Source organism: Streptomyces sp. NPDC012508, from assembly GCF_042902595.1.
Lineage (GTDB): Bacteria > Actinomycetota > Actinomycetes > Streptomycetales > Streptomycetaceae > Streptomyces.
The window spans coordinates 786,802-803,707 of record NZ_JBIBEO010000002.1 but is presented as its reverse complement, the minus strand read 5'-3'; the positions used below and the strand labels follow the sequence as shown (position 1 = coordinate 803,707).

Below are 16,906 nucleotides of genomic sequence, written 5' to 3'. Positions count from 1 at the left end.
CCGTCAGACGGTGGGCGGCACCCGCGAGGGCCGTCCGGCTCCCCTGGTCAGGGAGTACCCGCCGATGCCGGCCAGCGCGCCGAGCACACCGCCGACAGCCGTCCAGATCCAGCGGTCGGACCACCAGCCCGAGGACCAGCCGTCCTCGGGCGCCCGCGCCTCCACCGCGGAGGGCGTGCCGGCCGAGGCCGCGTCCTCCGTCGTGGCACCGGGCACCAGCGGGGCCGCGAGCGAGCCGCCGCCCGCGTACGCGCCGCCCTGCTCGGCCGAGACCGCGCCGATCCTGGCCGTGAACGACTGCCCGAGATCCTCCTCGGGCAGACCCGTGACGGTCAGCCGCACGTAGTAGCTGCCGGGCAGCGGATCGTCGTCCCAGGTGTCGGCCCACGGGCGGACCGGACGCAGGGTGCAGGACAGCTCCACGGTCGCGGCCTCCTTCGCCGCGGCCCGGGACTGCATCCCGTACATGCACGGCTGGCGGCGGCGCAGCCCGTCGTAGACGTCGAGCCGCCAGGTGGAGGCGCCGTGCCGGGCGGTGGACTCGGGCAGGGTGACCGAGGCCGTCACGGTGGGCCGCTGCCCGGTGTCCGCGGGGAACACCCAGTACAGGTAGTCACCCGTGGAGGCCTCGGCGGTGGCCTGCTGGCCCTGCCGGAAGAAGGCGGCGGTACGGAACGTGGTGCCGGCCTCGGTCGGTCCGGCCGTCGCCTCGGCGCTCGCGCTGCCGCTCGGAGCCGGGGTGTCGGCCAGGACCGGCACGGCGGCCGGTCCGAACAGGACGGCGCCCGCCAGGACGACGGCGCTCAGCGCGCGTGCGGTACGCATCAGTTGGTCCTCCAGACGGCGACGCGCCAGCGGGACAGGAAGCCCCACAGCAGACCGCCCACGAAACCGGCCAGGACGAGCGCGCCCAGCAGCCACCAGCCCCGGCCGAGGCCGAAGGCGGCCACGTCCGAGGCCTCGTCGGGCGCGTCGACCAGGTCGACGGCCAGCTCGATCGGCATACCGGGCGTCGTCTTCACCGACGGAGGCGCGGAGAAGGAGTTGCTGACCTGGAGACAGACGGTCTCCGCCGCGGGCTTCGCGTCCCCGTCGGCACCGTCCACCGGCCGCTTGGGGTAGCGCAGTCCGGTCGAGATGACGTCCGTACGTCCGTCACCCGCCTCGGAGCCGCGCACGATCTCCCGGCCGCGCAGGGTCGCCGCCCGCAGCAGGACGCCGTAGTCGTCGTTGACGGCGCGGTCGGCGGAGACGCTCACCGAGGCGCGGAGCTCCTGGCCGGGCAGGACGTCCACCCGGTACCAGCGGTGCTGCCCGAAGGTCTCGCGGTCGGTGTAGAGCCCGGGCTTCAGGGTCGGGGCGTCGGCGCAGCGCTCGGCGCCGTCGGTGGCCACCGGGGTGACGACCGGGTCGGCCGCGCGGTCCACCAACTGCCGGACGCGCTTGGAGAGTTCCTCGGTGTGCCGGACCGAGGTGTACGTGCCGCCGGTCGCCTCCGCGATGCAGGTGAGCTGCTGGCGGATCTTGGCGTTCGGCACCAGGCCGAGGGTGTCGATGGTGAGGTGGATGCCCCGGGCGGCGATGTCGCGCGCCACCTCGCAGGGGTCGAGCGGGGCGCAGGTGTCCTCCCCGTCCGTGATGAGCACGATGCGGCGGGTGGCGTTGTCATCGCCCTTGAGGTCCTCCGCCGCACCGAGCAGGGCGGGCCCGATGGGGGTCCAGCCGGTGGGGGCGAGGGTCGCGACGGCGGTCTTGGCCTCGGTCCGGTCGAGCGGGCCGACCGGATAGAGCTGCCGGGTGTCCTTGCAGCCCTTCTTGCGGTCCTGCCCGGGGTAGTCGGCGCCGAGGGTGCGTATGCCGAGCTCCACCTCCTCGGGCACCGCGTCGAGCACCTCGTTGAAGGCCTGCTTGGCGGCGGACATCCGGGACTGGCCGTCGATGTCGCGGGCGCGCATCGAGCCGCTGACGTCCAGCACCAGCTCGACCTTGGGGGATTCCTTCGCCGCCGGTTCGTCGGCGGCGGCGCCGGTCGGGAACAGCCCGACGGCCAGGACGGCGAGCAGCGCGCAGGCCCCGGTCGACAGCCGTTTTCTCGTGATCATGGGCGGATCGTAGGGATGATCGTCCGACAATCCAAAACGGCCCCGTGCGCGGACGTCTGAGGGGGCGTCCGCGCGTCCGATACGTCCGCTAGCGGTGCTCGGGGTTCGGGAAGTCGGCGTGGCAGCCGGCGTCCCACGCGGAACGCTGGTTGCCGTGCGACGGGATGCCGCCGGCCCGCTTGAGCATCGCCGCCAGATGCATCAGGTTCCAGGCCATGAACGAGGTGTTCCGGTTGGTGAAGTCGTTCTCCGGCCCGCCCGAACCCGGGTCCAGATACGACGGGCCGGGCCCGGCCTCGCCGATCCAGCCCGCGTCCGCCTGCGGCGGGATCACATAGCCCAGATGCTGGAGGCTGTAGAGGACGTTCATCGCGCAGTGCTTGACGCCGTCCTCGTTCCCGGTGATCACGCAGCCGCCCACCCGGCCGTAATAGGCGTACTGCCCCTCGCTGTTGAGCAGACTCGAACAGGCGTACAACCGCTCGATCACCCGCTTCATCACCGAGCTGTTGTCACCGAGCCAGATCGGACCGCAGAGCACGAGGATGTCGGCCGCCATGACCTGCTCGTACAGCTCGGGCCAGGCGTCCGACTCCCAGCCGTGCTCCGTCATGTCCGGCCACACCCCGGTCGCGATGTCATGGTCGACCGCCCGCAGCAGCGAGGTCGCCACGCCCTGCCGCTCCATCACGGCCCTGCTGCGGTCGATCAGCCCCTCGGTGTTGCTGACCTCGGGGGAGCGCTTGAGCGTGCAGTTGACGAACAGGGCCCGCAGATCGTCGTAGCGGTACGTGGTCTCGGGCATCGGCCGTCTCCTCGCGGGTGGGGTCACCGGAGTGCCGCGGTCCGGAGCCCACGCCACCTCACAAGACTCCGCGGCGGCGAGCTGCCGGGCCAACGCTGGGCGACCGACCGGATGACGCGGCCGGGTGACACGACCGGAGGAGTGGGGCGGGCCGCACTCACAGCCGTATGTGCGCCGCCACGGGCAGATGGTCGCTGCCGGTGTCGGGCAGCGACCAGGTCGTGCCGACCTCGGCGTCGCCGCGCGCCAGTACGTGATCGATGCGGGCGAGGGGCAGGCCCGCGGGCCAGCTGAAGGCGAAGGACTCCCGGTTGCCGCGCACCTGGGACAGGACGGGCGCCAGGCCGCGGTCGTCGACGGTGCCGTTGAGATCGCCGAGGACCAGCACCGCCGAGGACCGGTCGGCCGTCAGCGCACGGCCGAGCCGTTCGGCGCTCTCGTCGCGCCACGCGGTCGCGTAGCCCTGCGTGGCCCGCACCCGGACCGACGGCAGATGCGCCACGTACGCCGTCACCGGCCCGTGCGGGCCGCGGACGACGGCCCGCAGCCCCCGCTCCCAGCCGGGGGCCACGTCCGCCGGCTTCAGGTCGACGCGCGCGATGTCCGTCAGCGGGAACTTCGACCAGAGCCCGACCGTCCCCACGGTCGCGTGATGCGGATGCGTGGGCGCGAGAACGACCTGGAAGGCGGGCAGGTTCGCCGGAGTCAGCTCCTGGAGCGCGACGATGTCGGGGTCGGGACCGAGGAGGATCCGCGCGACACGCGACGGGCTGGTGTTCTCGTCGCTCACGTTGTGCTGGACGACCGTCAGGTCGTACGCCCGGGAGGCGCCCGGCGAAGGCGACGCCAACGGCTCCCGGAACACCCCCAGCCAGACGGCGCCCACGACCACGCACACGACGGCCACGAGCGCCGAGCGGCGCAGGGCGGCGACGACCAGCCCGACGGGAACGGCGAGACCGAGCCAGGGCAGAAAGGTCTCCGCCAGACTCATCGGGTTCCCGGGCAGCCCGGGGAGCCAGGGATGAAACAGCAGCAGCACGCCGACCACGGCGACGACGACGGCCGTGAGCAGCCCGCGCCTCCTTCGTGTCCCCTCCACATGACCCCCTTCGGGGGAAGGGACGCCGTCAGGAAAGATCCAGTTCCCTGCTGCCGCGGTGCCGGCCGCGCCGCCTCACACCAGGCGTCCGTCCCTCGCGACCACGCGGCCCGCGCGCACCACCACGTCGCGGCGCGGCTGGTCGACCACGACCTGCGGCACGCACTCGCCCTCCACCAGCATGAAGTCGGCCGGAGAGCCGGTCCGCAGATCGGCGCGCGGAAGGCCCAGAAGCTCCGCGCCGCCGTCCGACGCCACCCGGAAGCAGGCCTCCAGCTCCCCGTCGAGCCGGACGTCCAGAGCCCAGCCCGCCAGCCAGGCGCGATGCAGCATGTCCGCGTTGCCGAACGGGCTCCAGTTGTCCCGCACTCCGTCCGAGCCGAGGCCGACGCGGACCCCGCGCTCGGCGAGGCGGCGGAAGGGCAGCACGGTGTTCACCGACAGCGCGACCGTCGTCAGGGAGACCCCGGCGTCCGCGAGGACGTCCGCGATCTCGTCCAGGTCACCGCCGGACAGCTCGGCCACCGCGAACGCGTGTCCCACGTTGACCTTGCCCCCAAGCCCCAGCGCCTTGGTGCGGGCGGCGATGTCACGCAGCGGCGCGAGGCCCCGCTCGCCCGTGTCGTGAAGGTGGATGTCGAGGCCCAGGCCGTGGCGCTCCGCGATACCGAAGACCGTGTCGAGCTGCCCGCCGTCACTCCTCGCGCCACCAAGCCCCGCGCCGTCGAGGTCGAAGCCCGCCGGGTCGATGCCGCCGATGTGCGAGACGAGTCCGGCGGCCGCCGCCTCCTCCAGGAGCTCGGCCACGCCCGGCGTGCGTCCCACCCCGTGCTGGGGGAAGGCGACCGCTTCGATGTCGAGGACTCCGCGCAGCTTCTCCCGCGCCGCGGCGAGGGCCTCGACGCCTTCGAGACCGTACGCGGGGGCGACGTCGACATGGGCCCGCGTCGCCCGGGTGCCCTGGGCCGCAGCGTGCGACAGCAGCCGAAGCGCCCGCTCGGCCACGGACGTGCCCTGCGCGCGGTACAGCTCCACGTCGCCCTCGACGTACGCCGCGATACCCCGCGCCGGCCGCCGGCTGTGCCAGGGCTCGCCCCACGTCGTCTTGTCGGGGTGGAGGTGCGCGTCGACGAGGGTCGGCAGGGCGAGCCGGCCGCCCCCGTCGACGTACTCCACGGCGGCGCCCTCCGGGACCGCGTCCGCCTCCACCAGGACGCCGTCCACCGCGGTCAGGTCGGCCGGCGGGCCGCCCCAGGGGCGCACGTCGCGGAAGACGGTGATGACGGGCGAAGCGTTCGGGGCCACGGTGAGAACTCCTCGATGAGCGGGCGGGTCGTCTTCGGGTGGTGGATCGGAAGGTGGTGTACCACGGGCGGTCCGCCTCGGAACCGCTAGAGGACGGCGACGCCGAGCGGGCGTTCACCCGCGGCGAGCCGCTGTGCCTCGCCGCTCCGGACATCGACGACGGTGATGCCGTCCCACCAGCCGTCGCGGGTGAAGCCGCCCGTGACGTACGCGGTCCGGCCGTCCTCCGACACGGCGACGTCCTCGTGCGGACCCTCCAGCGGGTACACCCGCTCGGTGCCGTCGGGCGCCCGGACCGTGAGCGAGGGACCCTCGTCCTCCGACGGGTCGATCGGCCCCGTCCCGACGACGAAGAGTGTGCCGTCGGGGGTGACCGTGGCGCCGTGCTGGTGCGTGTTCGCCGTCATCGGCGCGATCTCCGTGCGCCCGGTCCTCGGGTCGACCACCGCGAGTCGCTCCCCCTCGAAGGGGAGCAGCAGCCGGCCGTCGGAGGGCCGTACGACCGTGTAGTGCGGCTTGAGCCACGAGCCGAGGCCGCCCTCCGTGCCGTACGGGGCGACCTCGATACGGCGTGGATCGAGCGTGTCCGCCCGGACGACCGTCACATCGAACGAGTCGTGGTTCGTCGCGTACATCTCGGAGCCGTCCCGCGCCACGTCGACGTCGAAGGGCCGCCGGCCGACGGGGATCGTGTCGGTCACCTCGCGGCTCGCGGTGTCGATGACCTCCAGGGTGCCGTTCCCGCCGGGGACGTTGACGCCGACGTAGGCCCGCCTGCCGTCGGGGGAGAGCGCGATGCCCATGCCGCCGCCCCGGTACTCGCCCGTGGTGACGGGGCCGGTGTCGGTCTCGTACGGGATGAGGGCGAGCCGTACGCGGGTGCGGGTGTCGACGACGGCGACGCCCTCGGCGGTGGACACCCAGGCGCGCCCGTCGGCGCCGACGGCCAGGCCGTACGGCGCGGTCCCCACTTCGACGGAGCCGAGCGGGCCGCGCTTCGGGTCGACGAACGTGACGGTGTCGGAGCCGAAGTCGGCGACGAGGAGGGTCCCGTCGGGCGTCGGCGTGGGCGCCGTCCCGGGGGACGTGCGGGAGGACGAGGCGGGCGCGGGCGCGGGGGCGGTGTCGGTTCCGGTCCTGGCGTCGGCACCTGGGCCCGGTGCGCACCCGACGAGGACGGCCGCGACCGCGGCGGCCCCCGCGAGCACGCGCGCGCGTGCCGTCGTCCTGCTCGCGTGCGTCATCGGGCCGCCCTCCGTCCGGCGCGCGCCGACGCGGCCTCGAGGAGGCCGGCGATGCCGTCGAATCCGCGCCGCCGCGCGTGTTCGAGCGGGGTCGTCCCGTCGTGGTCCGCGAGCAGGGGATCCGCTCCGGCGGTGATGAGCAGCTCGACGATCTCCTCGTGCGGGCGCCCGCCGTCGCCGAGGATGACCGCCTCCAGCAGGGCGGTCCAGCCGAGCCGGTTGACATGGTCGACGTCCATGTCCGTCTCGCGCAGGACGGCCCGCACGTATGCGACATGGCCGCACTCCGCGGCGGGGATGAGCGAGGTCCCGCCGAAGCGGTTGGTGAGCGTCAGGTCCGGGTTCGCGCGGAGCAGCACGCGCATCATGCGCACACTGCCCGTCACCCCGGTGACCAGCCAGGGCGTGTCCGCCCGGCTGTCCCGCGCGTCGGGGTCGGCGCCCGCCTCGACCAACAGGCCGGCGGTGTCCACCTGGTCCGCCCGCGCGGCCAGCAGCAAGGGGGTGCGGCGCTCCGCGTCACGGCACTCGACGTGCGCGCCGGCACCGAGCGCGCCGGCCACCCCTTCGGTGTCCCCTCGCCGGGCGGCCGCGAGCAGCAGCCGGTCGTTCGGATCCATGGAGGTTCTCCTTCTCACGGCGGTCGGCAGCACGGTCGTCGTCCCTTCCCGTCGGACGGCGGAGGCGGGCGGTCCGCTCTCCTCACCATCGTGCGGCCGCCTCCGCGCGCCGTCGGTCGGACCAGTGGATGCCCCCGGGGTGCCGACCGGTGGACAGGCGGGTCGACCGATCGGATGACCCCGGTCGAGCGCCGCTCGGCCCGGGCGCCGTGAAAAGCATTGTCCGGACGGGTTCTCCGCAGGTCAGAATGGGCCTTCACCGACCAGGAGGAACCCATGAGCCAGGCGTACCTGACTCTCCAGGAGCTGCTGCCCCCGCAGGCGTTGGCCGAGGCCATCGACGCCGGGCACGTCACCCGCAAGGCACACCCCGAACTGCCGCTGTCCATCTACACGTACACGCGGGCGTGCCAGTACGAGCGGATCTGGAACCAGGTGACGACGCGCTGCCGAGGGCTCGTCGCCGACGACGCGACCGGGGCGATCGTCGCGCTGCCGCTTCCGAAGTTCTTCAACGTCGGTGAACACGAGACCGGTCAGCCCTACGCGCCCGCGCTGCCCGACGAGCCCTTCGAGGTCTACGACAAGGTCGACGGCAGCCTCGCGGTGATCTTCCACTACGCGGGCCGTTGGCAGGTCGCGTCCAAGGGGTCCTTCATCAGCGCCCAGGCGACCTGGGCGCAGCGCCGGATCGACGGCCGGGACACCGCGGCCCTGACGCCCGGCGTCACCTACCTCGCCGAGATCCTCTACCCGCAGAACCGTATCGTCGTCGACTACGGCGACCGGCGGGACCTGGTGCTGCTCGCCGCCTTCGGCCCCGGCGGCACCGAGATCCCGCTCGCCGAGGCGGCCGCCGACTGGACGGAGATCGGCTCCGTCGTACGGACCTGGCCCGCCATGCCGCTCGACGAACTGCTCGCCCTGACCGAGTCGAACACCCTGCCCGGCGGGTCCGCCGCCACCGGCACGGACGCCGAGGGCTTCGTGCTCCGCTACGCCTCCGGTGTGCGGGCCAAGGCCAAGCTGAGCGAGTACGTACGCCTCCACAAGGTGCTCACCGGTGTCACCGAGCGGGACATCTGGCGCAGCCATGGCATCCAGCGGTTCGCGGGGACGTCCGTCAAGCGCCTCGCCCAGGGACTGGGTTGCTCGGTCGCCGAACTCGGCGGCGTGAAGTCGGCGGGCGGCCGCCCGCTGGACGCGCTCCTGGAGCAGGTGCCGGACGAGTTCGACGCCTGGGTGCGCGGGGTCATCGCGCGCCTGGAGGACGAGGCCGCGGCCCGTGAGCGCGCCATCGACGAGGCCTACGCGCGCGTCGCCCACCTGGCGGCGGACCGGGGCGCCTTCGCCCGGGCCGTCAAGACGCTGCCGGTCGACGCCGACCTGCGGTCGGCGATGTTCCTGCGCCTCGACGGGCGTCCGACCGACCTCTTCGTCTGGCGCGCCATCAGGCCCGAGGCGTCCGACCCGTTCACGAACGATGTGGAGAACTGACCCGTGCCCGAAGTACATGTCATGACCGGGCTCCCCGCCTCGGGGAAGACGACGGCCGCCCGACGGCTCCAGGCCGAGGCCGAGGGCCGGATGCGTCGCGTCAACCTGGACGACCTGCGCACCATGCTGGACGTCCCGGCTCCCGAGCGCGGCCGCTCCCATGCGCACGAGCTGACCGTCCTCGACATCCAGGACGCGGCGGTCCGCTCGGCCGTCGAGGGCGGCTTCGACGTCGTCGTCGACAACACGCACCTGACCCCGCACATCCCCAAGCGGCTGAAGGCCGCGGTCGTCGGCCTCGACGCCCGTTTCGTGGTGCATGACTTCACCGGCGTACCGGTCGAGGAATGCGTACGGCGCGACGCCGCCCGCGAGCGGCCCGTCGGCGAGGAGATCATCCGGATCCTCGCCGACAAGCACGCCAAGGCCACCCGCGGCGGCTGGCGCCTGACCGCGGAGTGGCTGGGCGAACGGACCGCCGCCACGCCGTACGTCCCCGACCCGGCGCTCCCCTCGGCGGTGCTGTGCGACATCGACGGCACGCTCGCGCTGCGCGGCGACCGCGGCCCGTACGACTTCACCCGCTGCGACCTCGATCTGCTCAACGTCTCCGTGGCCCGCGCGCTGCGCGCGTTCCGCAGCGCCGACAACGACACGATCGTGCTGCTGTCGGGGCGCAGCGAGGATCACCGCGCCCTGACCGAGGCATGGCTCGCGCGTCATGAAGTGCCCTACGACGAGCTGTGGATGAGGGCCTCGGACGACGGGCGCGGTGACGACATCGTCAAGGCCGAGCTCTTCGACGCCCACATCCGACACCGGTACGCGGTACGGGTCTCGCTCGACGACCGCGACCGGGTCGTCGCCCTCTGGCGCCGTATGGGCCTGCCGACCTGGCAGGTCAACTACGGCAACTTCTAGACGGCGTCACACCACTGGCGCCTCCCCGTCGAGGAGGATCCGGGCCAGCTCGCGCGGCCGGGAGAACATGGGCCAATGGCCGGTGTCCATCCGCACGAGCTGCCACCGCTCGCTCTTCAGCAGCGTCGCCACGTCGGCGTTCGGCTCCTCGCCGTCCAGCAGGCACTTGATGTACGTCGCCGGCAGCTCGCCGAGCGGGCGGGCCACTTCGGCCGGCTCGGTGAGCGTGGCGCCCGGGTGGGGCGTCGCGCCGGCGACGATGCGCGCGACCTGCTCCGCGTCGAGGCCCTGGCCCTCGAATTCCGCTGCTCCCAGCGGCGCCCAGAAGCCGCCGTTCTCGGCGATCGACTTCTCCACCATCGCCCGGCCGTCCGGCCATGCCGACACGAACGACTCACCGTCCGCCGGCACGTTGGAGTCCACGAAGACCACCCGGGCGAGCCGGTCGCCGATCAGCCCGGCGGCCTGACCGACCGGGATGCCCGCGTAGCTGTGCCCGACCAGAACGACGTCCCGCAGATCGAGGCCCTCGATCACGTCCACGACGTCAGCCACATGCGTCCGCTGCCCCGCCTCCACACCCTGTCTCTCGGCGAGACCGGACAAGGTCACCGCATGAGCACCATGACCGGCCGCCCGCAACTCGGGCACCACCTCGTCCCACGCCCAGGCTCCGAGCCACGTGCCTGCCACCAGTACGAATTCCGTCATGCCGCCAACGTAGCGACGGGGTCCGACAATCGGGCCCGTGGGCTCGCAGTGCAGGGCCCGCCCGTCCGGCATGCTCCCCGTCCCCGTCCCCGTCCCCCTCCCCGAAGACGTGAGTCGCACCGGCCCGTCGGCCGCCCCGCGTCTACCCTTGCTGTATGGGCGGTGACCTGGTCGGACTGTTCCTCTGCGGTGACGTGATGCTCGGCCGCGGAGTGGACCAGATCCTTCCGCACCCCGGCGACCCGGCCCTGCGCGAGCGGTACGTGCATGATGCACGGTCCTATGTGGCGCTCGCCGAGGCGGTCAACGGCCCCATCCCGCACCGCGTGGACTTCGCCTACCCCTGGGGCGTCGCGCTCGACGTCCTGGACGCCGCCGCGCCCGACGTCCGTGTCACGAATCTGGAGACGGCGGTCACCACGAGCGACGAGTTCGTCCCCGGCAAGGCGGTCCACTACCGCATGCACCCCGAGAACCTGCCGAGCCTGACCGCCGCCCGCCCCGACGTGTGCGTCCTGGCCAACAACCACGTCCTGGACCACGGCCGCCGAGGGCTGGAGGACACGCTGGACGCCCTGGCGAAGCACGGCGTGCCCACCGTGGGCGCCGGCGAGGACGCCGAGGAGGCGGCACGGCCCGTGGTCGTCCCCCTGCCCGGCGGCGGACGGTTCGTCGCCTACGCCCTGGGCATGGCGTCCAGCGGCATTCCGCGGGACTGGGCCGCCACCGCGCGGCGCGGCGGCGTCCACTTCGCCTCGGGGCCCAGCCACACCGCCGCCACGCGCCTCCTCACCCGGATCCGGGACACCAGGCGCCCCGGCGACATCGTCATGGTCTCGATCCACTGGGGATCGAACTGGGGGTACGCGCTCTCCCGCGGCGACGTCGACTACGCGCACGCGCTGATCGACGCCGGCGCGGACGTGGTGCACGGCCACTCCTCGCACCACCCCCGCCCCGTGGAGGTCCACCGGGGCAAGCTGGTCCTCCACGGCTGCGGCGACCTGATCAACGACTATGAGGGCATCACGGGCTACGAGCAGTACCGCGACGACCTGCGTCTGCTGTACCTCGTCTCGCTGAGGCCCGAGGACGGCCGACTCCAGGAGGTACGCATGATTCCCCTGAGGGCCCGGCGCCTGCGGCTGGAGCACGCCCCCCGCCGAGACGCGCGCTGGCTCCACGACGTCCTGGGCCGCAAGAGCCGGCCCTACGGCGCGCGGGTCGACCTCGACGAGGACGGAACCCTCGTCGCCCGCCCCGCCTGACGGGCGGCGGCACGCACCGCCCGCGCACACGCTCCGGACCAGGGAGACGAGCGGCACATGTACTTCACCGATCGCACGGACGCAGGACGGCAGCTCGCCGCACGCCTGGAGCACCTCAAGGGCCATGACGTCGTGGTCCTGGGACTTCCCCGCGGCGGCGTGCCGGTCGCCGAACAGGTCGCGGACGCACTCGGAGCGCCCCTGGACGTCTGTCTCGTACGCAAACTGGGGGTGCCCTTCCAGCCGGAGCTGGCCATGGGCGCCATCGGCGAGGGCGGCGTCCGGGTCCTCAACGACCATGTCCTTGCCGACACCCGGGTCTCCGGCGGCGACCTGGCCGCTGTCGAGGCCCGTGAGCGCACCGTGCTCGGGCAGCGGGCCCGGCGCTATCGGGGCGACCGCCCACCGGCCCGCCTCGACGGCCGGACGGCCGTGGTCGTCGACGACGGACTGGCGACGGGCGCCACGGCGGTGGCCGCCTGCCGGGTCGTCCGTGCCCAGGGGGCCGCGCGGATCGTCCTCGCGGTGCCCGTCGCGCCGAGCGACTGGCCGGAGCGGATCGGCCGGGAGGCGGACGAGACCATCAGCGTCCACGAACCGGCGTTCTTCTACGCGATCGGCCAGTTCTACGAGGACTTCTCGCAGACACCGGACGAGGAGGTCGTCGCCTGTCTGGAGCGCCACCACGCCCGGCGCGGCACGGACGACCAGGACCCGGAGGTGCGCATCCCGGCGGGGGAGGCGCGGGTCGGGGGCCACCTGGTGGTGCCCGACGGCGCCCCGGGGATCGTGCTGTTCGCCCACGGCAGCGGCAGCAGCCGGCACAGCCCCCGCAACCGGGCCGTCGCGGAGAGCCTGAACCGCGCCGGTCTCGGAACGCTCCTGTTCGACCTGCTCACCGAGGAGGAGGCAGACGACCGCAGCAATGTGTTCGACACGGAGTTGCTGGCCGGCCGGCTGGCCAGGGCCACGCACTGGCTGGCGGGCCGGCCGGGCCTCGACGGGCTATGGATCGGCTACTTCGGCGCCAGCACGGGCGCCGCGGCCGCCCTGTGGGCTGCCGCCGACCCGCTGTCCGACGTGGCCGCCGTCGTCTCGCGCGGCGGCCGCCCGGACCTCGCCGGGGCGCGCCTCGCGCAGGTGCGCGCCCCGACGCTGCTGATCGTGGGGGGCCGCGATCCCCTCGTCCGGGAGCTGAACGAGACGGCGCAGGCGCGGCTCACCTGCGAGAACCGGCTTGTCGTCGTCGACGGTGCCGGGCACCTCTTCGAGGAGCCGGGCACGCTGGAAGTGGTCGGCGAACTCGCCGCGGGCTGGTTCGCCGACCACTTCCGGAGCGCTCGTGGGTGAGCGCCCGCCCGTTTCCGGAGCGACTGTCAGTACGGTCCGTTGACGTTGTCGATGGAGCCGTAGCGGTCCGCGGCGTAGTTGCAGGCAGCGGTGATGTTGGCGACCGGGTCGAAGAGGTCCATGGACGTACCGGGCACGTGGTAGGCCAGGAAGGTCGGCTCGATCACCTGCAGGAGGCCCTTGGACGGGGTGCCCTTGACGGCGTTGGAGTCCCAGAGGTTGATGGCCTGCGGGTTGCCCGAGGACTCACGCATGATGTTGCGGTGGATGCCCTCGTACGAACCGGGAATGCCGTACTTCTGCAGGACGTCGAGCGACTCGCGGATCCAGCCGTCCAGGTCGTTGGTGTAGCTCTTGGCGGCGGCCGGAGCGGCCTTGGCGGGGGTCTTGGTCGCGGCGGCGCCGGGAGCGGCGCTCCGCTCCTGCGAGCGGTCCGCGCGGTCCGTGCTCGTCGTACGGGCCGAGGACTTCTGCTTCTTGGCGGCGGCGGGCTTCCCGCTCAGCGAGAGTTCCAGACCGGGGTGAATAAGTGACGGATTGTCACCGACGGCCTTGCGATTCGCCTGGTACAGGGCCTTCCAGCCGCCTCGCACACCCTGTTCGTGCGCGATCACGGAAAGGGAGTCACCGCCGACGACGGTATAGATCTTGGCGGCGGAATTCCCCGCCGCGGGAACCGATTCCGCGATCTTCGCCGGGCTGGTGAAGGCGGTCTTCTGGATGGGCGCGACGGCGGGCGCCGCGTTCGGCGCCGCGTGCGCGCCGGCCGTCGCGACGAGGGGGAGAGCCAGCGCGGCTCCACCCGTACTCGCGAGGGCGATACTGCGGCTGAGGGGACGTCGCTTGGGGCGCCGGTGCTTACCGTGAGCGGGCATGAAGGATTCCTCTCCGGCGCCTGCGGGGTGAGCTGTCGGGTTCGGGCTGGAGCTGCCCGGCCGCACGGGTGCGGCTTCACCCCAAGCCGCTCCGGAAATCCGGGCGGCGAAAAAACTGGGTCCCCCGCTCCTGCCGACGGGTGAATGGCTGGTCTTTTCGGACGGTGGCAGGATTCGGCGATCCGTCCGGGTCGAGGGTGACCGTAGGCGAGAAATGTCGGACGGAACAAGGCTGGGCGTGGATGCGAAATGAACAGGGAATTCAGAAATGAGTTCCCGGCGGCGACGAGCACACCGAACTGCCTTGGGGCGTAAGGGGAGGGGGTCCGTCCGGATAGGTTGCGTCCCGATCGCGTGATTCATGTCACCCGGACGGCCAAAACGGTCATACCCGTAAATTAAGCCGAGTCGAGAAAAGGGACACAAGGGCATGAAATTGCCCTTGTGTCCCTTTTGGTAGGGACTGATGGTGTACGTCAGCCTGTGATGCTCGAGGCGCCGGTCTCGATGTGACCGGTGTAACGGCGCGACCAGGTGCCGTCGATGTCGGCCGTGATCGTGAAGTCGTACCAGCCGTCGTTGTACGCCACGGCGTTGAAGAAGTCCTCGCGCGAGGAGTTCGCCGGGACCGTGTACGTCCACGGCCCGTCCGTGCGGTAGGCGTTCGAGCGGATCGTGAAGGTCGCGGGACCGGCCGAGGCGTTGGTCATCCTGAAGTAGATCGCCGTCTTCCCGGTGCCCGGCTCGGTCGCGAACCGCGCCGCCACCTCGATCGCCTTGCCGGCCTTCGACGCGTCACCGATGAAACGGCGCAGGAAGCGGTTGGGGCCCATCATCGAGATGTCGTACTTGCCCGACCCGGACCCGAGCCCGATGTTGAAGAAGTCCGTGGACGTCGCCCCCGGGTCCACCGTGTACTGCCATGCCGCCGTGTCCCGGTGCTGGTGCGGGTGGATCGTGAAGTGCGCGGCCCGCTTCGCCTGCGCGCCGTGGTTCGTCATCGAGAACCAGGCGAGGATCTTGCCCGCCGCACCGAACTCGAACCGGTCGAGGTTGCCGTTGACCTGGTACGGCACGGCGCGCGCCGGACGGGTGCCGGACTCCTGCGCGGGCAGGGCGTTGTCCTGCGGCACCGGGTTCGGCAGCGGGCCGCAGGTGGACTGCCCGATGACCTTGGCCGTGGAGGGCAGGCCGGAGGGAACTCCGTACACCGGCCGCGCGAAGTCGAAGACACCCGTCAGGTCGCCGGTGACCTTCCGCCGCCAGGCGCTGATGTTCGGACAGGTGGCGGGGGTTCCGATGGCGGCCGTCCAGGTCTCCATGAAGCGCAGGACCGAGGTGTGGTCGAAGACCTCGGAGCTCACCCAGCCGCCGCGCGTCCAGGGCGACATGACGAGCATCGGGACACGGAAGCCCAGGCCGACCGGCACGCCGTCGATGTACTCGCCTGGGGTCCCGGGCGGAGCGACCGGCGGCGGCACATGGTCGAAGAACCCGTCGTTCTCGTCGTAGTTGAGGAACAGCACGGTCGAGTCGAAGACCTCGGGGTTCGCGGCCAGCGCGCGGTAGACGAGATCGACGAAGTGCGCGCCGTCGCCGGGCGGGGCGTAGGGGTGCTCGGAGAACGCCTCGCTCGCCACCACCCAGGAGACCTGTGGAAGGGTTCCGGCGAGGGCGTCGGCGCGGATCGCGGCGGCTATGTCGTCCGGGGTGGAGCCGGTGACCTTCGGCACGGAGCCCATGCCGCGGTCGTACAGCGGGTCGCCCGGCCGCGCGTCGGTGAACTTCTTGAAGTACGCGAGGCCGTTGTCGCCGTAGTTGTCCTGGGCGTTCTGGTAGACCTTCCAGCTCACACCGGCCCGTTGGAGCGCCTCGGCGTACGTCTCCCAGGTGAGCCCGGACTCTTCGCCGCCGTCCTTGCTGGAGGCGTCGATCTTGCCGCTCCAGAGGAAGGTGCGGTTCGGGCCCGTGGCGCTGAGAGCCGAGCAGAAGTACGCGTCGCAGACGGTGTAGTTGTCGGCGAGGGCGTAGTGGAAGGGGATGTCACCGCGGTCGAGATAGCCGAGGGTGCGGGTGTTGCCGACGCCCGTGACCCAGTTGTCCATCCGGCCCTTGTTCCACGCGGCGTGCTGCGAGGTCCAGCTGTGCGGCAGGTCCCCGTTGCACTGCGCCAGGGTCTCCCCGTCGACACCGCCCGCCGGCGGGGTGGCGCTCAGCTTCCACGGGTACTGGCGGCCGCCCCAGTTGGGCTGGTTGAACATGCCCCAGCCGCCCGGGATGTTCCCCGCCGCCCGGTCGCCGAAGCCGCGGACGCCGCGCAGTCTGCCGAAGTAGTGGTCGAAGCTGCGGTTCTCCTGCATGAGGATCACGACGTGCTTGACGTCGGTGATGGTGCCGGTCGCGGCGGAGGCGGCGGCCGACGCCGTGCCCGTGGGCAGCGTCGCACCCGCCACGAGCCCTGCCCCGATCCCGACGAATCCCCTGCGGCTGATGGGAGTCATGCCCCGCCTCTCGTGTCCCCGCGTGCCTCCTTGGCACACGGTGGACAGGATGGGGGAGGCGAGCTTAAAGGTATACCTTCGTGCGGTAATTCTTGGGTGAACTTACGAAGGGCGGCGGATGGTGGCGATTTGATTGGTCATGAAACGAACCAATGCGACGAGCGACACCGTACGGGTGCCGGTCAGCGTCGGGCGCGCCGACGGGCGATGAGCAGGCCGAGGACGATCCCCACGAGCAGAGTGACCGTGAGGACGCTCCAGAGCGGCAGCGTGACCTCCGAGAACCACAGGCGGATCGTGACCGAGTCGGTGTTCACCGCGATGAACCAGATCGCGAGGGCCGCGAGTACCACGAAACCGATCGTGCGCAGGCGCATGTCCTTGCCCTTGACCGTCACGGTCGGGGGAGGATGCGTCGATGATGCCTTACGGGCCATGCAGCCCATTATCGGACGTTTCGGGCGAGCGCGCTGGCTGTCGGATGTCCGTCATGGCCGGGATGCCTCGATTCGTGCCGAGGGTTAGGCTGCGTCGACGACCGCAGATGATCCGCTGACGGATGCCCGCCGACAGATGTCCGTCGACGCCGAGTGCGAGGCACGATG

Annotated in this window: 15 protein-coding genes and 1 riboswitch; of the genes, 4 read left to right on the top strand and 11 right to left on the bottom strand. The window is 72.1% G+C overall.

The features are described 5' to 3' along the window. Positions 1-3: 3 nt before the first annotated feature. From ACFY8U_RS09705 to ACFY8U_RS09675, 7 genes are all read right to left on the bottom strand, one after another. Positions 4-825, bottom strand: coding sequence for a hypothetical protein (locus tag ACFY8U_RS09705; protein WP_389567940.1), 822 nt, complete (start codon positions 823-825; stop codon positions 4-6). Further along, positions 825-2,102 carry a VWA domain-containing protein gene (locus ACFY8U_RS09700; RefSeq protein ID WP_389567937.1) on the bottom strand — a complete coding sequence of 426 codons (1,278 nt, stop codon included), beginning with the start codon at positions 2,100-2,102 and terminating at the stop codon, positions 825-827. Before ACFY8U_RS09700 ends, ACFY8U_RS09705 begins: the two co-directional genes overlap by 1 nt. Before the next feature lie 88 nt (positions 2,103-2,190). Then, positions 2,191-2,907, bottom strand: coding sequence for a flavodoxin family protein (locus ACFY8U_RS09695; RefSeq protein WP_389567934.1), 717 nt, complete (start codon positions 2,905-2,907; stop codon positions 2,191-2,193). Positions 2,908-3,064: 157 nt separating this feature from the next. Continuing rightward, positions 3,065-4,009 carry an endonuclease/exonuclease/phosphatase family protein gene (locus tag ACFY8U_RS09690; protein WP_389567931.1) on the bottom strand — a complete coding sequence of 315 codons (945 nt, stop codon included), beginning with the start codon at positions 4,007-4,009 and terminating at the stop codon, positions 3,065-3,067. A gap of 75 nt (positions 4,010-4,084) precedes the next feature. Further along, entirely contained in the window at positions 4,085-5,314 is a 1,230-nt protein-coding gene (locus tag ACFY8U_RS09685; protein WP_389567928.1) for an amidohydrolase, read from the bottom strand. A gap of 86 nt (positions 5,315-5,400) precedes the next feature. Next, the gene (locus tag ACFY8U_RS09680) at positions 5,401-6,558 is read right to left on the bottom strand and encodes a hypothetical protein (RefSeq protein ID WP_389567926.1); all 1,158 of its coding nucleotides are present in this window, start codon (positions 6,556-6,558) and stop codon (positions 5,401-5,403) included. Then, positions 6,555-7,178, bottom strand: coding sequence for an ankyrin repeat domain-containing protein (locus ACFY8U_RS09675; protein ID WP_389567923.1), 624 nt, complete (start codon positions 7,176-7,178; stop codon positions 6,555-6,557). The genes ACFY8U_RS09680 and ACFY8U_RS09675 overlap by 4 nt, the downstream gene beginning before the upstream one ends. A 276-nt stretch (positions 7,179-7,454) precedes the next feature. On the opposite strand from ACFY8U_RS09675, the gene ACFY8U_RS09670 reads away from it, so the two are divergent. Both ACFY8U_RS09670 and ACFY8U_RS09665 read left to right on the top strand, forming a co-directional pair. Further along, the gene (locus ACFY8U_RS09670) at positions 7,455-8,675 is read left to right on the top strand and encodes an RNA ligase (RefSeq protein ID WP_389567920.1); all 1,221 of its coding nucleotides are present in this window, start codon (positions 7,455-7,457) and stop codon (positions 8,673-8,675) included. Between the two features lie 3 nt (positions 8,676-8,678). Then, entirely contained in the window at positions 8,679-9,596 is a 918-nt protein-coding gene (locus ACFY8U_RS09665; RefSeq protein ID WP_389567917.1) for an AAA family ATPase, read from the top strand. A gap of 6 nt (positions 9,597-9,602) precedes the next feature. On the opposite strand, the gene ACFY8U_RS09660 is transcribed toward ACFY8U_RS09665, so the two are convergent. Beyond that, positions 9,603-10,307: an alpha/beta fold hydrolase gene (locus tag ACFY8U_RS09660; RefSeq protein WP_389567914.1), complete on the bottom strand. Its 705-nt coding sequence runs from the start codon at positions 10,305-10,307 to the stop codon at positions 9,603-9,605. A gap of 155 nt (positions 10,308-10,462) precedes the next feature. On the opposite strand from ACFY8U_RS09660, the gene ACFY8U_RS09655 reads away from it, so the two are divergent. Together ACFY8U_RS09655 and ACFY8U_RS09650 are read left to right on the top strand one after the other, a co-directional pair. Next, complete coding sequence (locus ACFY8U_RS09655) at positions 10,463-11,575, top strand: CapA family protein (protein ID WP_389567912.1); 1,113 nt, start codon at positions 10,463-10,465, stop codon at positions 11,573-11,575. 57 nt (positions 11,576-11,632) lie between these two features. Then, positions 11,633-12,925 (top strand): phosphoribosyltransferase family protein, encoded by a 1,293-nt coding sequence (locus ACFY8U_RS09650; RefSeq protein ID WP_389567910.1) that lies wholly within the window; start codon positions 11,633-11,635, stop codon positions 12,923-12,925. Between the two features lie 26 nt (positions 12,926-12,951). On the opposite strand, the gene ACFY8U_RS09645 is transcribed toward ACFY8U_RS09650, so the two are convergent. From ACFY8U_RS09645 to ACFY8U_RS09635, 3 genes are all read right to left on the bottom strand, one after another. Next, positions 12,952-13,800: a transglycosylase SLT domain-containing protein gene (locus ACFY8U_RS09645; protein WP_389567907.1), complete on the bottom strand. Its 849-nt coding sequence runs from the start codon at positions 13,798-13,800 to the stop codon at positions 12,952-12,954. Positions 13,801-13,804: 4 nt separating this feature from the next. Continuing rightward, positions 13,805-13,990: riboswitch (cyclic di-AMP (ydaO/yuaA leader) on the bottom strand. 286 nt (positions 13,991-14,276) lie between these two features. Beyond that, positions 14,277-16,301 (bottom strand): phosphocholine-specific phospholipase C, encoded by a 2,025-nt coding sequence (locus tag ACFY8U_RS09640; protein ID WP_389567904.1) that lies wholly within the window; start codon positions 16,299-16,301, stop codon positions 14,277-14,279. Positions 16,302-16,483: 182 nt separating this feature from the next. Next, positions 16,484-16,738 carry a lipopolysaccharide assembly protein LapA domain-containing protein gene (locus ACFY8U_RS09635; RefSeq protein ID WP_389567902.1) on the bottom strand — a complete coding sequence of 85 codons (255 nt, stop codon included), beginning with the start codon at positions 16,736-16,738 and terminating at the stop codon, positions 16,484-16,486. Positions 16,739-16,906: the final 168 nt, after the last annotated feature.

Excerpts from the sequence above, each read along its gene's own strand:
- ACFY8U_RS09655 (WP_389567912.1), top strand. The coding sequence starts at position 10,463 with ATGGGCGGTGACCTGGTCGGACTGTTCCTCTGCGGTGACGTGATGCTC.
- ACFY8U_RS09660 (WP_389567914.1), bottom strand. The coding sequence starts at position 10,307 with ATGACGGAATTCGTACTGGTGGCAGGCACGTGGCTCGGAGCCTGGGCG.
- ACFY8U_RS09680 (WP_389567926.1), bottom strand. The coding sequence starts at position 6,558 with ATGACGCACGCGAGCAGGACGACGGCACGCGCGCGCGTGCTCGCGGGG.
- ACFY8U_RS09640 (WP_389567904.1), bottom strand. The coding sequence starts at position 16,301 with ATGACTCCCATCAGCCGCAGGGGATTCGTCGGGATCGGGGCAGGGCTC.
- ACFY8U_RS09635 (WP_389567902.1), bottom strand. The coding sequence starts at position 16,738 with ATGGCCCGTAAGGCATCATCGACGCATCCTCCCCCGACCGTGACGGTC.
- ACFY8U_RS09705 (WP_389567940.1), bottom strand. The coding sequence starts at position 825 with ATGCGTACCGCACGCGCGCTGAGCGCCGTCGTCCTGGCGGGCGCCGTC.
- ACFY8U_RS09645 (WP_389567907.1), bottom strand. The coding sequence starts at position 13,800 with ATGCCCGCTCACGGTAAGCACCGGCGCCCCAAGCGACGTCCCCTCAGC.
- ACFY8U_RS09675 (WP_389567923.1), bottom strand. The coding sequence starts at position 7,178 with ATGGATCCGAACGACCGGCTGCTGCTCGCGGCCGCCCGGCGAGGGGAC.
- ACFY8U_RS09670 (WP_389567920.1), top strand. The coding sequence starts at position 7,455 with ATGAGCCAGGCGTACCTGACTCTCCAGGAGCTGCTGCCCCCGCAGGCG.
- ACFY8U_RS09650 (WP_389567910.1), top strand. The coding sequence starts at position 11,633 with ATGTACTTCACCGATCGCACGGACGCAGGACGGCAGCTCGCCGCACGC.
- ACFY8U_RS09700 (WP_389567937.1), bottom strand. The coding sequence starts at position 2,102 with ATGATCACGAGAAAACGGCTGTCGACCGGGGCCTGCGCGCTGCTCGCC.
- ACFY8U_RS09695 (WP_389567934.1), bottom strand. The coding sequence starts at position 2,907 with ATGCCCGAGACCACGTACCGCTACGACGATCTGCGGGCCCTGTTCGTC.